We start from the raw sequence: 15,826 nt of genomic DNA, 5'->3' as shown, positions 1-15,826 counted from the left end.
GAGCAGAATGGACATATGCGGCGCAACCGCACACCGCACCAGACGCGGTCGGCCCGGCAAGTCGAAGGAGACGACTCATGGCCAACGTCTCGCACACCCGAGGTGACATGACCAGCCACCCCGACGCTCCGGAAATGCAGGCACGCTATGCCCGCATGCTCGGTGGCCGGGACGTGGCACTCGTGGACGGGCCGGTGTTCCTGCTCGGCCTCTACTGTGCCGTGTCCCCGTGGATACTCCACTTCACCACCAGCCAGCCCGCGCTCGTGGCCCACAACCTGATCATAGGAATCGCCATCGGCCTGCTGGCCCTGGGATTCACCCGCGCACCGGAACGCATGTACGGCCTCAGCGGGGCCATGTGCGCGATGGGCATCTGGATGATCATCTCGCCGTGGATCGTCGGCACGAGCCCGGACGCCGGCGTCATCTGGAACAACATCATCATCGGCGCGCTGACCCTGGCCCTGGGGACGGTGTGCGCCGCTACGGCGGCGAAGAGCATGCGCAAGCCCTAGACGCACGGGAAGGGAGCACCACGAGCCGGCCCGCACAGCGGACCGGCTCACGCTCGCCCCGAAGCCTCCCGCGGACTACGCCCGCCCGCAGCGGGCACACGCACTACCGCGGGGGCTTGACAAGAAGGGGCGGAGATGGACATCGACGGCATCATCAGTGCCATCGTCATCGGTATCGTCATCGGCGTCCTGGGCCGACTCGTCGTCCCGGGCCGTCAGCGCATCGGCGTCCTGTGGACGATCGGCGTCGGCATCCTGGCCGCGCTGATCGGATCATGGGTCGCGGCGGCGTTCGACGTGGCCGACACCAACGGCGTCGACTGGGTCGAGTGGCTCATCCAGATCGGCCTGGCCGCACTGGGCGTGGCCGCGCTGGACCGGTCACGCTCGCGCCCGCGCCGCTGAGGACGCGGGAGCCGTCACCGGCTCCCGAGCCACTGCTCGTACCAGGTCACGGTGGCCTCCACGGTCTCCGCGAGCGGTGTCGGGGTCACCCCGAAGAACTGCTCGAAGGCGGTGGAGTCCACGATCTGGGGCTCCGTGTGCTGGTAGAACATCTCCGCGTACTCGGCCATGAATCGCGCGTCGAACGGACCGAAGGGGCGGGGCTCCGCCACCACCACGACATTCAGCGGCCGGCCCACACGCTTCTCGATCATCGTGTAGATCTCGCGCGTGCTGACGGCGGGGGCGGTGGGCAGGTGCCACACACGGCCGTCCCCCTCGGGGCGCTCGCCGAGCGTCGCGAGGCCGGCCGCCACGTCCCCGACGGCGGTGTAACTGTGCGGCAGGTCGATGTCGCCCAGCCCGGGGACGTCACCGCCACTGAGCGCGGCCGGGAAGACGGCGGCACCGAGGGTCGAGTTGAGCACGCCGGGGCCGACGAAGTCGGCGCTGCGACCGAGAACCACGCGAGCCCGGCCGGCTTGGTGGGCGGCGAGATACCGCTCGTCGAGTTCGGCACGCATCCGTCCCTTGCGGCTGGTCGCCCGCCAGGGGCTGCCCTCGGTCATCACCGCTCCCCCGGTCTCCCCGTACGGGTACAGCGTGTCGAGCACGACCAGCCGGGCCCCGGTCGCCTCGACGGCGGCCAGCACGGCCTCCTGGATATCCGGCATCAGCTCGGCCTGGAGGTGATAGGCGACGTTGGCGCAGTGGTACACGACGGCGGCGTCGCCCGTCGCGGCCCTGGCGCCATCGACCGTGCCCACGTCGGCGGCGAACCGCTCGACGCCCTCGACCCCGGGGCCTTCACCCTTCCGGTCGACGAGACGGACGGGATGCCCCCTGCGTACCAGCTCACGAGCGAGCCCGGTACCGGCGGGGCCGGACCCCAGCACGACGTGCGGGGCGTGCGGCTGCGGGACGTTGGCGGACATGGTGGCCCTCTTCTCTTCGAGATCCCTGCACGGTCGGCGAGCGCGAACACTGCTAGCGACACTCGCTTTAGTTAGAGACTGTAACTCTTGCGATGAGCCATAGCAACACGTCGTCGGCGACGTAGGCTGCGGGGAGATCAGTCGTCGAGGAGGGCCGTGCGCATGGTCGTGAAGGACGCCGAACTGTCATACCTGCGTCGCTGCCTGGAGCTGGCGGCCGAGGCACTGAAGGTCGGCGACGAGCCGTTCGGGTCGGTCCTGGTCGGCGCGGACGGCACGGTGCTGGCCGAGGACCACAACCGGGTGGCCTCCGGCGACCGCACTCGTCACCCGGAGTTCGAGCTCGCGCGCTGGTCCGCCGCCCACCTCACTCCCGCGGAGCGGGCCGCCGCCACGGTGTACACCTCCGGCGAGCACTGCCCGATGTGCGCGGCCGCGCACGCCTGGGTGGGCCTGGGACGCATCGTGTACGTCGCCTCGTCGGAGCAGCTCGGGGACTGGCTGGCGGAACTGGGCGTCCCCGCACCGCCGGTGCGGACGCTGGCGGTGCGCGAGGTGGCGCCCGGTGTGACCGTGGACGGCCCGGTACCGGAACTGGCCGCGGAGGTCCGCGCGTTGCACCGCCGGTTTTACGAGGCGCGAACCTGAGCGGGAGGGATCGCGGACGAGGTCACCGGGCGATGACGGACCCTGCCCGCCCCCGACCGACGGCCTCGCGGGGAACACACGCGCGGCATCCCCTTCGTCTGCGCGCCCGGGTACACGCACGGCATCACGGGGGCTGCCCGGATGGGCCGTCCTGTCGGACGAGCGGCAGAGCGTCCGTCCGCCCGTCGTAGCGCTCCGTCCCGTCGGCGCCACCGTCCGGAGGCGAGGAGCACGGTGCCCGCATATGGTGATCGAGGGCGCCGAGCACCGGTCCGCGACGGGGCGTCCGGGAGGCATCGATGCTGGCCAAGCTGTCGACTCGGCCCTCGGTCCGGCGCTGCGCGGTCACCGGCGCGCTCGGACTGGCCCTGCTGGGTGCGGGACTGCCCACCGCAGCCGCGAACGATCCCGGGCCCGGCCTGTCCCGGTTCTACGACCAGCGGATCACCTGGTCGGCGTGCGAGGGCATGGACGTGCCGAAGGACCTGCAGTGCGGGAAGGTCACCGTCCCCCTCGACTACGACCGGCCCAGGGCGGGAACGCTCGACGTGGCCCTCGCCCGGTACCGCGCGACCGGTGACTCGCGTGGCTCCGTGCTGCTGAACTTCGGCGGGCCGGGCGGCTCCGGGGTGAGCGAACTCTCCGTCGGCGGCAAGGACTTCATGCATCTGACCAACGGCTACGACGTGGTGACCTTCGACCCCCGTGGCGTCGGCCGGTCCTCGCCGGTCACCTGCGGCCCCGCCACGCTGGACATCGTGGAGGCCACGGACGGGGACGAGGAGCTCACCGACCCGCAGGACGTGCTGAGGCGCCTGCGGGACGCTGCCGCCGAGTGCGCGAAGCGGTCAGGCCCCGTGCTGCCCCACATCGGCACGGTCAACGCCGCCCGCGACATGGACGTGATGCGCCGGGCGCTCGGCGACGACCGGCTCAACTACCTCGGCTTCTCCTACGGAACCCGGCTGGGCGCGGTCTACGCCGCCCAGTTCCCCGACAAGGTCGGCCGGATGGTGCTGGACGGTGTGGACACGCTGACCGAACCGCTGGCCGAGCAGGGGCTGGCGGGCGCGCGCGGGCAGCAGACCGCGCTGGAGAACTTCCTCGACTGGTGCGTGGAGGACATCGCCTGCCCGTTCGGGCAGGACGCCAGGGCCGCCCGCCGGCAGGTCGTGCAGCTCGTCGCCTCGCTCGACTCCGACCCGGTCCCGACGGGGTTCGGAGAGCCCTTCTCCGGACAGGACATGGTGGGCGCCATCGGCCAGGCGCTGTACAGCCGGGAGCTGTGGCCCACGCTGAAACGGGCGCTCGCCCAACTGCTCGAGGACGGTGACACCCGCGGCCTGGAGGGCTTCGTCTCCGGCGGCGTCACCTTCCCGGTCCGCGCGCGGGGTCCCGTGGACGCCGGCGGCGGCCTCACCGACCAGGAGGACGTCCCCATGGACAACCTGCCGGCCGCCCTGATGGCGATCAACTGCGCCGACGACCCGGACCGGCCCGGCGCCGACCGGGTCGCGGCGTCCCTGGGCCGGCTGCGCGCACGGTACGAGGAGGCCTCGCCGGTCTTCGGCCGGTACCGGCTCACCCAGGTGCTCATGTGCTACGGCCGGCCCAAGGGCACCGACTTCGTCCGGGACGAGGTGAAGGACCTCGACACCGCGAAGATGCTGCTGGTCGGCACCCGGGGCGACCCTGCCACCCCGTACCGCTGGACCGTGGAGACGGCCGAGCGGCTCGGCCCCTCGGCCGTGGTCCTCGACAACAAGGGCGAAGGACACACCGGCTACGCGTCCTCCCAGTGTGTGCACCGCAAGGTCGACGACTTCCTGCTCTACGGCAGCCTGCCGCCCGACGGCAGCTCCTGCGGCCCCGAGGCCTCCCGGACCTCCCAGGACGACGACTGATCCGGACGACCGGACCTGCCGGGCCCGACCTGCCGGGGGATGTACCGGTCGGACCCGCCGGGGTGTTTGCTCCGAATGCCTGATACGTCCATCCGTCCTATCGTGCTGACATGGAGCACGATCTGAGTCCCGCCACCCTCGCCGAACTGCGGCGCCCCCGCCCGTACCCGGCCGTGTCCGTGCTGTCGCCGACGCACCGCCGCGAACCGGACAACACCCAGGACCCCGTCCGGCTGCGCAACGTCGTCGCCGAGGCCAAAAAGCATCTGGAGGACGATCCGGCGGTCACCCGCGAACGGCGTATGGAGGTGTCCCGGGAGCTCGACCGGGCCCTCGCCGAGGTCGATCTGGCGTACGCCGAGGACGGCCTGGCCCTCTTCGCCGCCCCCGGCGAGCACCAGGTCTGGACGCTCGCCCGTTCCGTTCCCGAGCGCGTGGTCCTGTCGGACACCTTCCTGACCCGCAACCTCGTCGCCGCGCAGGCCGCCGAGCGGCCGTTCTGGGTGCTGTCGGTCGCCGCCGACCGCGTCGCGCTGTGGAGCGGCGGCGCGGGCCGGGTCGTCGAGGACCGCACCGGTGGCTTCCCCCTCGACCGGCCGCCGGAGAACTTCGACCCCGAACGCCGGCAACGGATCGGTGACGCGCCGAGCGCCTTCCGGGACGAGGACACCCGCCGGTTCCTGCGCGAGGCCGATGCCGCGATGGGCCGGGTCCTGCGCGCCCGCCCCCGGCCGCTGTACGTCACCGGCCCGCAGGCCGCGCTGTCGCTGCTGGAGGACGCCGGAAGCACTGTGCGGGACGCCGTGCTCGTTCCTCACGGGGGCCTCGCGCACGGTACGGCGGAGGCCGTGTGGCAGGCGGTGCGGCCGGTGGTCGACGACCAGGCACGCGGGTGGGTCGACGCCGTGGCCAGGGAACTGGAGGCGGCCCGCGGGCGCAAGGACTTCGCGGCCGGCGTCGACGAGTTGTGGGAGAGCGCCCGCACCGGCCGCGTACGGCTGCTCGCCGTCGAGGAGAACTTCCGGGTGACCGTGCGCGACGACGGCGACCATCTGGTCCCGGCGGACGGCGGCGACCTCGACGCCCGCGAGGACATCGTGGACGAGATCGTCGAGCAGTGCCTGGAGACCGGCGCCGACGTCCGCTTCGTACCGGACGGCTCGCTCGGGGAGGCGGACGGAATCGCGGGGGTGCTGCGGTACTGACGCCCGCCTCCCCGGTCCGGGGACTCCGCCCCCTTGACGACCATGAAACCCTGTTCGCCATACACTTACCCGCCCCTCGGCGGGTGGTGAGGCGGACGGGGAAGGAGACGGCGGAGCGTGAGCGATCTTCTGGGTGTGGCGGTCCTGGGCGCGGGACACATGGGCGCCGATCACGTACGACGCCTCGACGCGGTGGTGAGCGGCGCCAGGGTCGCCGCGGTGGCGGATCCCGACACGGAGCGGGCGAAGGCGGCCGTGGGCGGCATCGACGGCGTCGTCGTGCACACGGACGTCGAGGCCGCCCTCGACGCGCCGGGCGTCGACGCCGTGCTGATCGCCTCGCCGGGCGAGGTGCACGAGGAGGCGTTGCTGGCCGCCTTCGCGCGGGGGCTGCCGGTGCTGTGCGAGAAGCCGATGGTGCCGGACTCCGCGGGCGCGCTGCGCGTGGTGGAGGCGGAGGCGCGGCTGGGCCGGAGGCTGGCGCAGATCGGCTTCATGCGGAGGTACGACGCCGAGTACCGGCAGCTCAAGTCGCTGCTGGACGGCGGGCGGCTGGGCCGGCCCATGATGCTGCACTGCGTCCACCGCAACGTGTCCTCCCCGCCGCGTTTCACCTCGGCGATGCTGGTCACCAGCTCCGTGTCGCACGAGATCGACGCGGCCCGCTGGCTGCTCGGGCAGGAGCTGACCGCGGTGACGGTGCTTCGCCCGCGCCCGTCCGCGGGGGCACCCGAGGGGCTGCTCGATCCGCAGTTCGTGCTCTTCGAGGCCGAGGGGGGCGCACTGGTCGACGTGGAGATCTTCGTCAACTGCGGCTTCGGCTACGAGGTGCGCTGCGAGGCCGTCTGCGAGGCGGGCAGCGCCAGGATCGGCGACGCGCACACCATGGTGGTGACGGCGGGGGGCGGCGCCCGCGAGGAGGTGCCGCAGGACTACCTCGTACGGTTCGCGGACGCCTACGACCGCGAGGTGCAGGCCTGGGCCGACGCCGCCCGGCGGGGACGGGTCACCGGCCCGGGCAGCTGGGACGGGTACGCCGCCTCCGCGGTCGCCGAGGCCGGCGTACGGGCCCTGGAGACGGGAGCGCGCACACCCGTCGATCTGGCACCCCGCCCCGCACTGCACGACCCGCTCTAGAACACGAGTTCACCGAACGTCCGGGCGACGACGTCGTCGGGCCTCGAAATCCGTCAAGTCCCGTATGGATCCTACGACTTGTTCGTGATCTCGCGTACACCGTTCAGGGTCCGAAGTCACCCTCGGAAGACTGTGGCATATGCCAGAAGCACCACCGTATCGTGTGTCGCCAAAGCCCTTACGAGGCGTCGCGGGCTGTGCAACAGTCGTAGCGGTCCTTCCGCCAGCCTCGGTTCCACCCTGGTCGTACCGTCTGCACATCGGAGTGCGTCATGTCGTCCCATCTCTCCGCGGACCACCCGGCCGCCCAGCCATCGGGGCACGGCTCGGTCGAGTCCCTGATATCGCAGGCGCGGCGGCTGAGGGGCGACGTGGACGCGGTACGGCGGGGCAGCCAGGACGACGGGACGGACCCCCGCGGACGCTGGCAGCGCGCCCTGTACGACCTGGCGCTGCATCAACTCAGCGACATCGACGAGCATCTGGCGCAGCTCCGGGACGGACCGGCGCCCGCGCCACGGCCCGGTTCGCTGCTCAGCCGGGTCGGCAGCGCGGAGTGGAACCTGCTGACGGACGAGGCGGAGTGGTCCGGGGAGCTCTTCCACATCCTCGGCCTCGACGACACCGCCGCCCCGCTCAGCCTCGACGAACTCCCGTCCCTGGTACTCGCCGAGGACCGGCCCATGCTGACCGCGATGGTCACGGACTGCCTCGTCGACGGCCGGCCCATCGACGGCGAGTTCCGCGTCGTACGCCCCGACGACACCGTACGCACCGTGCACATGATGGGCGAGCCCGTGCTCGACGCCGACGGCAGTACCGCCTCGATGTGGGCGGTGCTGCGGGACGTCAGCGAACTGCGCCGCAGTCAGCGGGCGGTGAGTGAGACCCGTGAGTCGCTCCGGCGCCCTCCGCTGCCCGCGGACGCGGGGCACCGGGCCGCGGCCGAACCGCGGGAAGCCGTGCCGCCCCCCTGGCACGGCCTCCTGCGGTTCCCGCACCGGGGGCGGCCGGGTCTGGACCTGGCCGCCGGGTACCTGCCGTCGACGCTCCACGCGCCCGGGCGCGGGACCTGGTACGACGCGTGCCCACTCGCCGGCGACGAGACCCTGCTCAGCGTCGGTGACCTCGCCGCTCCGGGCGCCGAGGGGGTACAGGGCCCGACGGTGCTGATCGGTGCCCTGCGCGGCCTGGCGACGGCGGGCACGCGACCCGCGCAACTCCCGGACTGCGTCGACCGGTTACTAGGGGACGCCGCCCTGCCACCCGTACGCTCCGCCCTGTACTGCGGTTACCGGCCCCGCACCCGCACGCTGGCGTGGGCACACTCCGGGCGCCCCGTCCCGCTGCTGTTCCGCGAGGGGACGGGGTGCGAGCTGACCGGGCAGGCCGGGGCGACCCTCCGAGCAGGCGACCTGCTGCTTCTGCACACCGGTGGACTCGCGCCGGCGGACGTGCGGCGACTCCTCTCCCTGGCCCCTCGCCTGACCGAGGCGGACTCGGCGCAGGACGGCGTACGCGTCGTGACGGAAGGGATCGGCGAGTACCTGGGCCAGGAGGACGCCTGCGTACTGGTGGCCCGGGTGACGCCCTAGTCGACGCTTCGTGCGCTACGCCGGAGCGGTGTTGCCGCCCCTCTCCTTCCCCTTGGACGGCTTGTTCTTCGGCAGCGCCCGTTCGATCTCCTCGCGCAACTCCTGGATCCTCGGGTAGGTGGCGTACTGGGCGGTGAGCCGGTACATCTCACGCAGCCGGTCCCAGGTCCGCCGGGAGGAGTTGGACCCCATCGACACCAGGGCCAGGCGCGCGTACCGGTCCGCCTGTTCGGGGTCGTCGGCGATGAAGCAGGCGGAGGCCATGGACAGATAGTCGAAGATCTTCGACCGCTGCCGGCCGTCGATCCGCAGGGCCAGGGCCTTCTCCGCGTAGTGCTGCGCGTGTGCGGCGGCCCCCGGCTCGAACTCGGCGAGCGTCCGGTAGGCCAGGGCCTGCATGCCGTACAGGTCCTCCTCCTTGAACGTCTGCATCCAGTCCGGCGGCGGCACGTCCGCCTTGTCGGAGACGAAGAGGTCCTCGGCCCGCCCGAGGGTGCGGCGCATCGCCTGGCCCTTGCCCATGGAGGCCTCGGCCCAGGCCTCGATGGTGCAGAGCATGGCCTTGGTACGCGGCAGCACCTCCTCACCGGAACCGGACTCGGCGAGCTTCATCAGGTCGAGCGCGTCGTCGGGCCGGCCCAGGTGGACCATCTGGCGGGCCGCCCGGGAGAGCGCCTCGCCGGCCCGGGGCCGGTCACCGCCCTCGCGCGCGGCGTGGGCGGCGATCACGAAGTACTTCTGGGCCGTGGGTTCCAGGCCGACGTCGTGCGACATCCAGCCCGCGAGGACGGCGAGGTTGGCGGCGACGCCCCACAGGCGTCGCTGGAGATGGGGTGGGTGGTGGTAGGCGAGCATGCCGCCCACCTCGTTGAGCTGGCCCACCACGGCCTTGCGCTGGAGACCGCCGCCACGGGCGGCGTCCCAGGCGCGGAACACCTCGACCGAGCGCTCCAGTTCCTCCACTTCCTGCGACCCGATGGGGGCGGCCTCGTAGCGGTCGGACCCGGCGGGGTCGGCGTGCAGGGGATGGTGGAGGTCGGGAGCGTCGGCAGCCAGGGCCGGGTCGGTGTGCAGCCAGTCGTGCATGGCGTTGCTGAGTGCGGATCCCGCGGCGAGCGCGGCGCCCGCGCCCACCAAGCCGCGTCGGTTGAGCATGAGGTCCATTCCCGTGAATTCGGTGAGGACCGCCGCAGTCCGCTCGGGCGCCCACGGCACTCCGTCGGGATGCTCCTCGCTCCCGCCGCGCAACCGTTTCCCCGCACGCCCGTGCCGGACCAGACCGAGGTCCTCGATGGTCACGACACGGCCGAGACGCTCGGTGAACAGAACCGCCAGCACCCGCGGCACCGGATCACGCGGGATCTCTCCCATGTCGATCCACCGCCTCACCCGCGAGGTGTCGGTCGCCAGCTGGGGGTGGCCCATGGCCGCCGCCTGCCGGTTGACCAGCCTCGCGAGCTCGCCCTTGGACCAGCCGGCCAGGCCGAACAGGTCCGTCAGACGGGTGTTGGGTTCGCCGCTCACGTCAAGCCCCCAGGTTCTCGGCTGAGTTGAATGTAGCCCCGTGCGGGTTGCCGGGCGACTATTCGCCACCGTTCGCCAGGGTGCGCCAGATGGTGTGCCACGGGCGGCCGGGTGTCAGGTAGGAATGCGCCATCCCGACCCGGTCGCCACGGGGTTACTCCCCAGGGTGGCCCCCGGGCGGCCGGGCGGGCGGCGCGACGGCTTTCAGAAGGCGTTCCCTTCCGTACGCACCGGTCGGGCACCGCTTCAGGCAGGCACAGCAGGCACACGAAGGGATCTGTCTCGCCCATGTACGCAGCATCGTCCTCCGTGTCCGCCCCGCAGCGTTCGCTGCACCCCCGCCCGGCGGCGGGCGGCGGCCCCTACCTCGCCCCCGCCCGTCCGGCGGCCCCGGTGCTCGGGGCGGGCAGGGCGCGGCACGGCGCGGGCCACGGCACGCAGCCGCTCAGCGGGAGAATCGACCTGTCCGGCCCTCAGGGCGCCCAACTGCGCGCGGCGATCGCCTCCGTGCACCGGATCTGCCCGGAGTTCGCCCCGGTGCAGGTACTGCGCCGCAACGGGCGGTCCGTGCTCCTGATCGGTACGACCGGGCGCAGCACCGCGGTCGCCAAGTGCTTACTGGACCACTCCCCCGCGTGGGCGGAGCGGATCAGGCACGAGATAGGGGCATACCGCTCGTTCGTCCGGCACCGCCCCCCAGTGCGGGTGCCGAGGCTGATCGCAGCGGACCCGGACAACTGCACGCTGGTGATCGAGCGGATGCCCGGGCGGGTGGCAGCGCTGCAGCGGCACCCGCTGGAAGCCCCGCCGCGGGCGGACATCAGAGCGGCACTCGGCGCGATCTGCCGGCTCAACGCCTGGCGGCCGCCGGCCGGCACCTTCGACGCCCCGCTGGACTACGCGGCCCGCATCTCCCGGTACCACGAGCTGGGGCTGCTCACCGACCGGGACCTGGGTGACCTGCAGAAGCTGATGCACGGCATCGCCCACGCGGGTGGGCGCCAGGGCATGGGCCAGTTCTGCCACGGTGACGCACTGCTGTCCAACGTCCTCATGTCACCGGCCGGTCCAGTGCTGGTGGACTGGGAGCACGCGGGCTGGTATCTCCCCGGCTACGACCTGGCGACCCTGTGGGCGGTGCTCGGTGACGCCCCGGCGGCCCGCCGCCAGATCAGCCAGCTCGCCCAGTCGGCGGGGACCGCCGCGCGCGACGCGTTCCTGGTGAACCTGATGCTGGTGCTGACCCGGGAGATCCGTACGTACGAGACGGCCGTGCAGCGTTCGATGCACGACACGGTCCCGGCACCGTCGGCGCCGGCCCACCCGGGTGCCGCGCCGTCCGGCGAGGAACAGCGGCTGCTGCTGCGCCGGCTGCACGACGACTGCCAGATGGCCCGGCGAGCGGTGCGCGCGGCGGTCGGCACCCGCTGAGACGAAGGACGACGGTCCGTGGTGTGCCCTTCGAGGGGCGCACCGCGGATTTTGGGCGCCAGGATCTCACCGTGGCCATTGGTGTACGCCACTGACGCCGTGCAGGCCCGTGAGCCGCTGCCACGAAACTCGCTTGTTCCCCCGCTGACGTGGGGAATCTCCTTATGAACGGCATGATTGACGGATCGTCGGACCGCCGGGTACCACTGACCCACGCTCGGCCCCGCACGCCCCGCCACGCCCTGACCGTCACAGGAGGCCGTTTTGCGAGGTTCCCCCGTCGTGCCCGCCCTGGCCACCGCGGCACTGCTGCTGCCGCTACTCGGCGCGGCGCCGTCCGCCGCCCGGCCCTCCGGCGCCCCGCCCGGACCGGACCACCTGCAACGGGCCTTCGCCACCGCGGCGGCCGAGTACCAGGTGCCGCAGAGCGTCCTGCTCGGCGTCTCCTACCTCCAGTCCCGCTGGGACGCGCACCGCGGCGCGCCGAGCGTGACCGGCGGCTACGGCCCGCTGCACCTCACCGACGCGCGCACGGCACTGGCCGGGGCCTCGCACCACAGCGAGGGCGCCGAGGACCCGCGCGGGGACGACGCCCGCGCCCCCCTTCGCCCGGCGGCCACGACCACGCCGCCCACCGACCTGCCGGCCCGGCTGACCACGCTGCCGAAGGCGGCCGAGCTGACCGGGCTGAGCCCCGACGAGTTGCGCGAGGACCCGGCGGCGAACGTGTCCGGCGGTGCCGCGCTGCTCGCCGCGGCCCAGCGCGAACTGGGCGAACCGCTCAGCGGGGACCCGGCCGACTGGTACGGGGCCGTGGCCCGCTTCTCGGGCGCCGAGGACTCCGCGACGGCGGCCGCGTACGCGAACGACGTCTACGAGGTGATCCGCGCGGGCGAGCGGCGGACCACGGACGCCGGGCAGCGGGTCGCCCTGGCCGCCCGCCCCGACGTGACCCCGGACGTCGCGCAGCTCGCGGGCGCGGGTCTGCGCGCGGCCTCGGCCGCCGGTACCGAGTGCCCGAAGACCGTGTCCTGCGAATGGCTCCCGGCACCGTACGAGGAGTTCGGGGACGACGACTACGGCAACCACGACCTGGGGAACCGGCCCGCCTCCCAGCGCATCCGGTACATCGTCGTGCACGACACGGAGGGCGCCTGGAACGGGGTCCTCGACATGGTCCAGGACCCGACGTACGTCTCCTGGAACTACACGCTGCGCTCCACCGACGGCCACATCGCCCAGCACGTGAAGGCGAAGGACGTGGCGTGGCACGCGGGCAACTGGTACGTCAACGCGAAGTCGATCGGCCTGGAGCACGAGGGCTTCCTGGCGGACCCGGACGCCTGGTACACGGAGGCGATGTACCGTTCGTCGGCGCGGCTGGTGAAGTACCTGGCGAAGAGGTACGACATCCCACTGGACCGGCAGCACGTCCTCGGCCACGGCAACGTCCCCGGCACGACCACCGCGACGATCCCGGGCATGCACACCGACCCTGGCCCGTACTGGGACTGGGGGCACTACTTCCGGCTGCTCGGCCGCCCCTTCACGCCGTCCGCCGGCAACAAGTCCCCCCTGGTGACGATCCGCCCCGACTACGCCGCCAACCGTCCCGAGTACACCGGCTGCGAGACCAGGGGCGAGCCCTGCGCGGCGCACGGTTCCAGCGAGGTGCGGCTGTACTCCGACCACGACGTGAACGCGCCCCTGATCAAGGACCTCGGCCTCGGCAGCACTCCGACGACGGGGGTGAACGACCTGTCCTCCCGGGTCTCCACGGGCCAGCAGTACGCGGTGGCCGACCGGTGGCGCGACTGGACTGCCATCTGGTACCTGGGTCAGAAGGCCTGGTTCCACAACCCGCGGAAGAATCCGGTGGCGGTGCCGGCCTCGGGCGAGGTGATCACCCCGAGGGAGGGCCTGGAGAGCGTCCCGGTGTACGGCCGCGCCTACCCGGAGAAGGCCGCCTACCCGGCGGGCGTGCCGGCGCAGGCCGTGTCCCCGCTGCCGTACCGGCTGTCCGAGGGACAGAAGTACGTGGTCGGTGAGAAGGTGCCCGGCGAGTACTACTACGCGGTCACCTTCGACGAGGCCTCCCACCGGGTGGTGACCGGAGAGGACATGTACTACGAGATCCAGTACGGCCACCGGGTCGCGTACGTGCGCGCCGCCGACGTCACGCTCACGACCGAGAGGTAGCGGCCGGGTCAGCCCTGCTGGAACAGCTCGGCCGGGAGCGGCTTCAGCAGGGCGTACAGGTCGTCGGTGATGGGGCGGTCCCAGGCGGCGATGGTCACCAGAACGCCGTCACTGCGGTCGAACTGCACGCAGGAGATTCGGCTCTCGGAGAGCTTGAGGCGGCGCACGATGAGCAGGTTGTCGCCCTGCATCACCGGTGCGTCCTCGGCGCCGACGACCGTGATCTCCTCGTCGTTCTCCAGCGCCAGCAGGAGCTGGGCGACCTCGAACGGGATCTCTCCCTCGGGGACCTCGCGGGCCGGGGAGCCGGTCGGCAGGTTGCCGATGATCATCGCGGGGCCGCGGCCGCCGAACAGGTCGTAGCGCAGGAAGACGCCCTGGCAGCTGCCGTCGGGCGCGGGCAGCAGGCCGGCGCCCAGGTTCCCGGGCCAGTCGCCGGGGTCCATGGCCAGTACGTCGAAGTCGGGCCCGGCGGGCGTGGCGCTGCGGCGGCGGAGGAACGACATGTCGCCATGGTACGTGGCCCGAGCCCGCGAACGGCGTGCGGGCGGGTGTCCGCGCGGGCCACCCGGTCCGCTTGTGGCGTTCGTGGCGGCGGGCAACCCGGGCCGTGTCGCGCAGGAGGGTTCGCACCAGTCCTGGCGGGGATGGTCCTTCAGGAAGCAGCGCACACGGCGCGGTGCGGGGCGGGCCCCGCGCCACTGCCGACCGGACCCCGCGAGGAAGCCGGTCACTGCCTGTGCGAGGGCCGCCGCCCGGTCGGGCCGGCCGCCGTGCGCGGGCTCCGCCCGGTCGGGCCGGCCGCTGCGCCCGGGCTCCGCACGTACGACGGGTCCGGCGCCGTCGGCCCGGTCCCGCGGGGCCGAGCCGTGGCAGCAGAGCCGCGGGCCGCCCGCGCCCTCATTCCTGCGGCGGAGCCGGTGGCACCACCGCGACCGGGGAGACCGCGTGCAGCAGGACGGCGTGGGTGACGGAGCCCATCATGCGGGCGGGGGCCAGCAGGCGTCGGCGGTGGCGGCCGACGACTACCAGTTCCGCGTCACGGGAGGCGGCGACGAGGTGTCCCGCGGCGTCGCCGGGCGCGACGTACGGTTCGGCCCGGACGTCGGGGTGGCGTTCCCGGTACGGGGCGAGAAAGCCGTCGGCCAGGACCCGGGTCTCGCTTTCGATGGACACCTCGTCGATCACCGGGGGCATGATCTGGCCTGCGGCGGCCCAGGTCTGCACCGGCCACGGGTAGGCGGCGACGACCTGGAGGCGGGCGCCGCGGAGTGCGGCCTCGGCGAAGGCGAAGGACAGCGTGGCGTCGTCGGGGCTGTCCACGTGCAGACCGACGACCACCCGGGGACCGGATTCGGCCGGTGCCTCGCCGTGGACCTCGCGCCCGGGGCGGGGGACCACCACGACGGGGCACTCGGCGTCCCGGGCGGCGGCCATGCCGTTGGAGCCGAGCAGCAGGCTGGCGAAGCCGCCACGACCCCGGGAGCCGAGCACCAGCAACTGGGCGTCGGCGCCCAGTTCCGGCAGGGCGGCGCCCGGTACGCCCTCCATGCCGACGTACTCCGTCGCCACCGCGAAGGCCCGCCCCTGGAGGTGCTCGCGGGCCTGGTCGAGCACCGGGTCCTCGCCCGTGTCCGGCGGGCCCGCGACCAGGACGTCGGTCTGTGCCCAGACGGCGTACTGGCGCACGTGCACCACCCGCAGACGTGCCTCGCGCCGGTGGGCGGTGTCGAGTGCCCAGTCGAGAGCGCGCAGGCTGTCGTCCGAACCGTCGACCGCCGCGATGACCGGCAGGGTGGTGCTCATGGGTTCCTCACCTCCGGAGTAGGACCGTTCCCCGTCATGGCGTCAGCCTCGCTCAGGCGTCGGCCTGAAAGGACGCTCACGGTCGCGTGTCCGGAAAAAGGTGTACGACACCCCCGGATCGGCCGGACGGCTACCCTCGGCGCACTTCCCCGGCAGGCCTCTTACGTGAGGTCGAACTCCCCTTCCCGCGCTCCGGACACGAACGCGCCCCATTCCGCGGGGGTGAAGATCAGGGACTGGCTCTGTGGGCTGCCGCTGTTCCGCATGGCGACGAACCCCTCGACAAAGGCGATCTGGACATCCCCCAGGCCTCGGCTGCTGGACTGCCACTGCGCGTTGCTGAGATCAAGCTCAGGCTTGTCCCAGCCCATGAGCGGGCGCTGCTGGGTGGTGCTCTCGGCCACGTCCGTGCTCCTCCCGATTCGATCGTCCGGGTCAGCCTAGCGATCGGGTCCGACCGCCGACAGGCCACGTGACGGG

The 15,826-nt window shown here is 72.7% G+C and carries 14 protein-coding genes; 9 read left to right on the top strand and 5 right to left on the bottom strand.

The features are described 5' to 3' along the window. Positions 1 to 77 precede the first annotated feature (77 nt). Positions 78 to 518 carry an SPW repeat protein gene (locus ABEA26_RS21585; protein ID WP_345594569.1) on the top strand — a complete coding sequence of 147 codons (441 nt, stop codon included), beginning with the start codon at positions 78 to 80 and terminating at the stop codon, positions 516 to 518. Positions 519 to 653: 135 nt separating this feature from the next. Further along, entirely contained in the window at positions 654 to 923 is a 270-nt protein-coding gene (locus tag ABEA26_RS21580) for a GlsB/YeaQ/YmgE family stress response membrane protein (protein WP_345594567.1), read from the top strand. A 14-nt stretch (positions 924 to 937) separates the two neighbouring features. On the opposite strand, the gene ABEA26_RS21575 is transcribed toward ABEA26_RS21580, so the two are convergent. Then, positions 938 to 1,897, bottom strand: coding sequence for an SDR family oxidoreductase (locus ABEA26_RS21575; RefSeq protein WP_345594565.1), 960 nt, complete (start codon positions 1,895 to 1,897; stop codon positions 938 to 940). 162 nt (positions 1,898 to 2,059) lie between these two features. On the opposite strand from ABEA26_RS21575, the gene ABEA26_RS21570 reads away from it, so the two are divergent. The 5 genes from ABEA26_RS21570 (at position 2,060) to ABEA26_RS21550 (ending at position 8,386) form a co-directional block, all read left to right on the top strand. Further along, on the top strand, positions 2,060 to 2,545 hold the full coding sequence (locus ABEA26_RS21570) for a nucleoside deaminase (protein ID WP_345594563.1): 486 nt from the start codon (positions 2,060 to 2,062) through the stop codon (positions 2,543 to 2,545). A gap of 299 nt (positions 2,546 to 2,844) precedes the next feature. Further along, positions 2,845 to 4,449: an alpha/beta hydrolase gene (locus ABEA26_RS21565; protein ID WP_345594562.1), complete on the top strand. Its 1,605-nt coding sequence runs from the start codon at positions 2,845 to 2,847 to the stop codon at positions 4,447 to 4,449. A 110-nt stretch (positions 4,450 to 4,559) separates the two neighbouring features. After that, entirely contained in the window at positions 4,560 to 5,654 is a 1,095-nt protein-coding gene (locus tag ABEA26_RS21560; protein WP_345594560.1) for a baeRF3 domain-containing protein, read from the top strand. 117 nt (positions 5,655 to 5,771) lie between these two features. Further along, the gene (locus ABEA26_RS21555) at positions 5,772 to 6,791 is read left to right on the top strand and encodes a Gfo/Idh/MocA family protein (protein WP_345594558.1); all 1,020 of its coding nucleotides are present in this window, start codon (positions 5,772 to 5,774) and stop codon (positions 6,789 to 6,791) included. A 272-nt stretch (positions 6,792 to 7,063) separates the two neighbouring features. Next, complete coding sequence (locus tag ABEA26_RS21550; RefSeq protein ID WP_345594556.1) at positions 7,064 to 8,386, top strand: SpoIIE family protein phosphatase; 1,323 nt, start codon at positions 7,064 to 7,066, stop codon at positions 8,384 to 8,386. A 15-nt stretch (positions 8,387 to 8,401) separates the two neighbouring features. Here the strand turns inward: ABEA26_RS21550 and ABEA26_RS21545 are convergent, their stop codons facing one another. Continuing rightward, on the bottom strand, positions 8,402 to 9,910 hold the full coding sequence (locus ABEA26_RS21545; protein WP_345594554.1) for a DNA-binding protein NsdB: 1,509 nt from the start codon (positions 9,908 to 9,910) through the stop codon (positions 8,402 to 8,404). Positions 9,911 to 10,198: 288 nt separating this feature from the next. Here ABEA26_RS21545 and ABEA26_RS21540 point away from each other — a divergent pair, with 288 nt between their 5' ends. Together ABEA26_RS21540 and ABEA26_RS21535 are read left to right on the top strand one after the other, a co-directional pair. Then, positions 10,199 to 11,341: an aminoglycoside phosphotransferase family protein gene (locus ABEA26_RS21540; RefSeq protein WP_345594552.1), complete on the top strand. Its 1,143-nt coding sequence runs from the start codon at positions 10,199 to 10,201 to the stop codon at positions 11,339 to 11,341. 264 nt (positions 11,342 to 11,605) lie between these two features. Further along, entirely contained in the window at positions 11,606 to 13,540 is a 1,935-nt protein-coding gene (locus ABEA26_RS21535; protein WP_425587876.1) for an N-acetylmuramoyl-L-alanine amidase, read from the top strand. A gap of 8 nt (positions 13,541 to 13,548) precedes the next feature. Here ABEA26_RS21535 and ABEA26_RS21530 read toward each other — a convergent pair whose 3' ends face one another. The 3 genes from ABEA26_RS21530 to ABEA26_RS21515 all read right to left on the bottom strand — a co-directional run bounded on the left by ABEA26_RS21530 (position 13,549) and on the right by ABEA26_RS21515 (position 15,750). Further along, complete coding sequence (locus tag ABEA26_RS21530; protein WP_345594550.1) at positions 13,549 to 14,046, bottom strand: hypothetical protein; 498 nt, start codon at positions 14,044 to 14,046, stop codon at positions 13,549 to 13,551. Positions 14,047 to 14,440: 394 nt separating this feature from the next. Beyond that, positions 14,441 to 15,346, bottom strand: coding sequence for a universal stress protein (locus ABEA26_RS21520; protein WP_345594549.1), 906 nt, complete (start codon positions 15,344 to 15,346; stop codon positions 14,441 to 14,443). A gap of 161 nt (positions 15,347 to 15,507) precedes the next feature. Further along, complete coding sequence (locus ABEA26_RS21515; RefSeq protein ID WP_345594547.1) at positions 15,508 to 15,750, bottom strand: DUF397 domain-containing protein; 243 nt, start codon at positions 15,748 to 15,750, stop codon at positions 15,508 to 15,510. Positions 15,751 to 15,826: the final 76 nt, after the last annotated feature.

It is taken from the genome of Streptomyces marokkonensis (assembly GCF_039539045.1).
GTDB lineage: Bacteria > Actinomycetota > Actinomycetes > Streptomycetales > Streptomycetaceae > Streptomyces > Streptomyces marokkonensis.
This window is presented reverse-complemented; position numbering and strand designations above follow the sequence as displayed.

Coding starts and splice junctions, on each gene's coding strand:
- ABEA26_RS21560 (WP_345594560.1), top strand. CDS start 4,560: ATGGAGCACGATCTGAGTCCCGCCACCCTCGCCGAACTGCGGCGCCCC.
- ABEA26_RS21580 (WP_345594567.1), top strand. CDS start 654: ATGGACATCGACGGCATCATCAGTGCCATCGTCATCGGTATCGTCATC.
- ABEA26_RS21565 (WP_345594562.1), top strand. CDS start 2,845: ATGCTGGCCAAGCTGTCGACTCGGCCCTCGGTCCGGCGCTGCGCGGTC.
- ABEA26_RS21575 (WP_345594565.1), bottom strand. CDS start 1,897: ATGTCCGCCAACGTCCCGCAGCCGCACGCCCCGCACGTCGTGCTGGGG.
- ABEA26_RS21530 (WP_345594550.1), bottom strand. CDS start 14,046: ATGTCGTTCCTCCGCCGCCGCAGCGCCACGCCCGCCGGGCCCGACTTC.
- ABEA26_RS21520 (WP_345594549.1), bottom strand. CDS start 15,346: ATGAGCACCACCCTGCCGGTCATCGCGGCGGTCGACGGTTCGGACGAC.
- ABEA26_RS21570 (WP_345594563.1), top strand. CDS start 2,060: ATGGTCGTGAAGGACGCCGAACTGTCATACCTGCGTCGCTGCCTGGAG.
- ABEA26_RS21585 (WP_345594569.1), top strand. CDS start 78: ATGGCCAACGTCTCGCACACCCGAGGTGACATGACCAGCCACCCCGAC.
- ABEA26_RS21550 (WP_345594556.1), top strand. CDS start 7,064: ATGTCGTCCCATCTCTCCGCGGACCACCCGGCCGCCCAGCCATCGGGG.
- ABEA26_RS21540 (WP_345594552.1), top strand. CDS start 10,199: ATGTACGCAGCATCGTCCTCCGTGTCCGCCCCGCAGCGTTCGCTGCAC.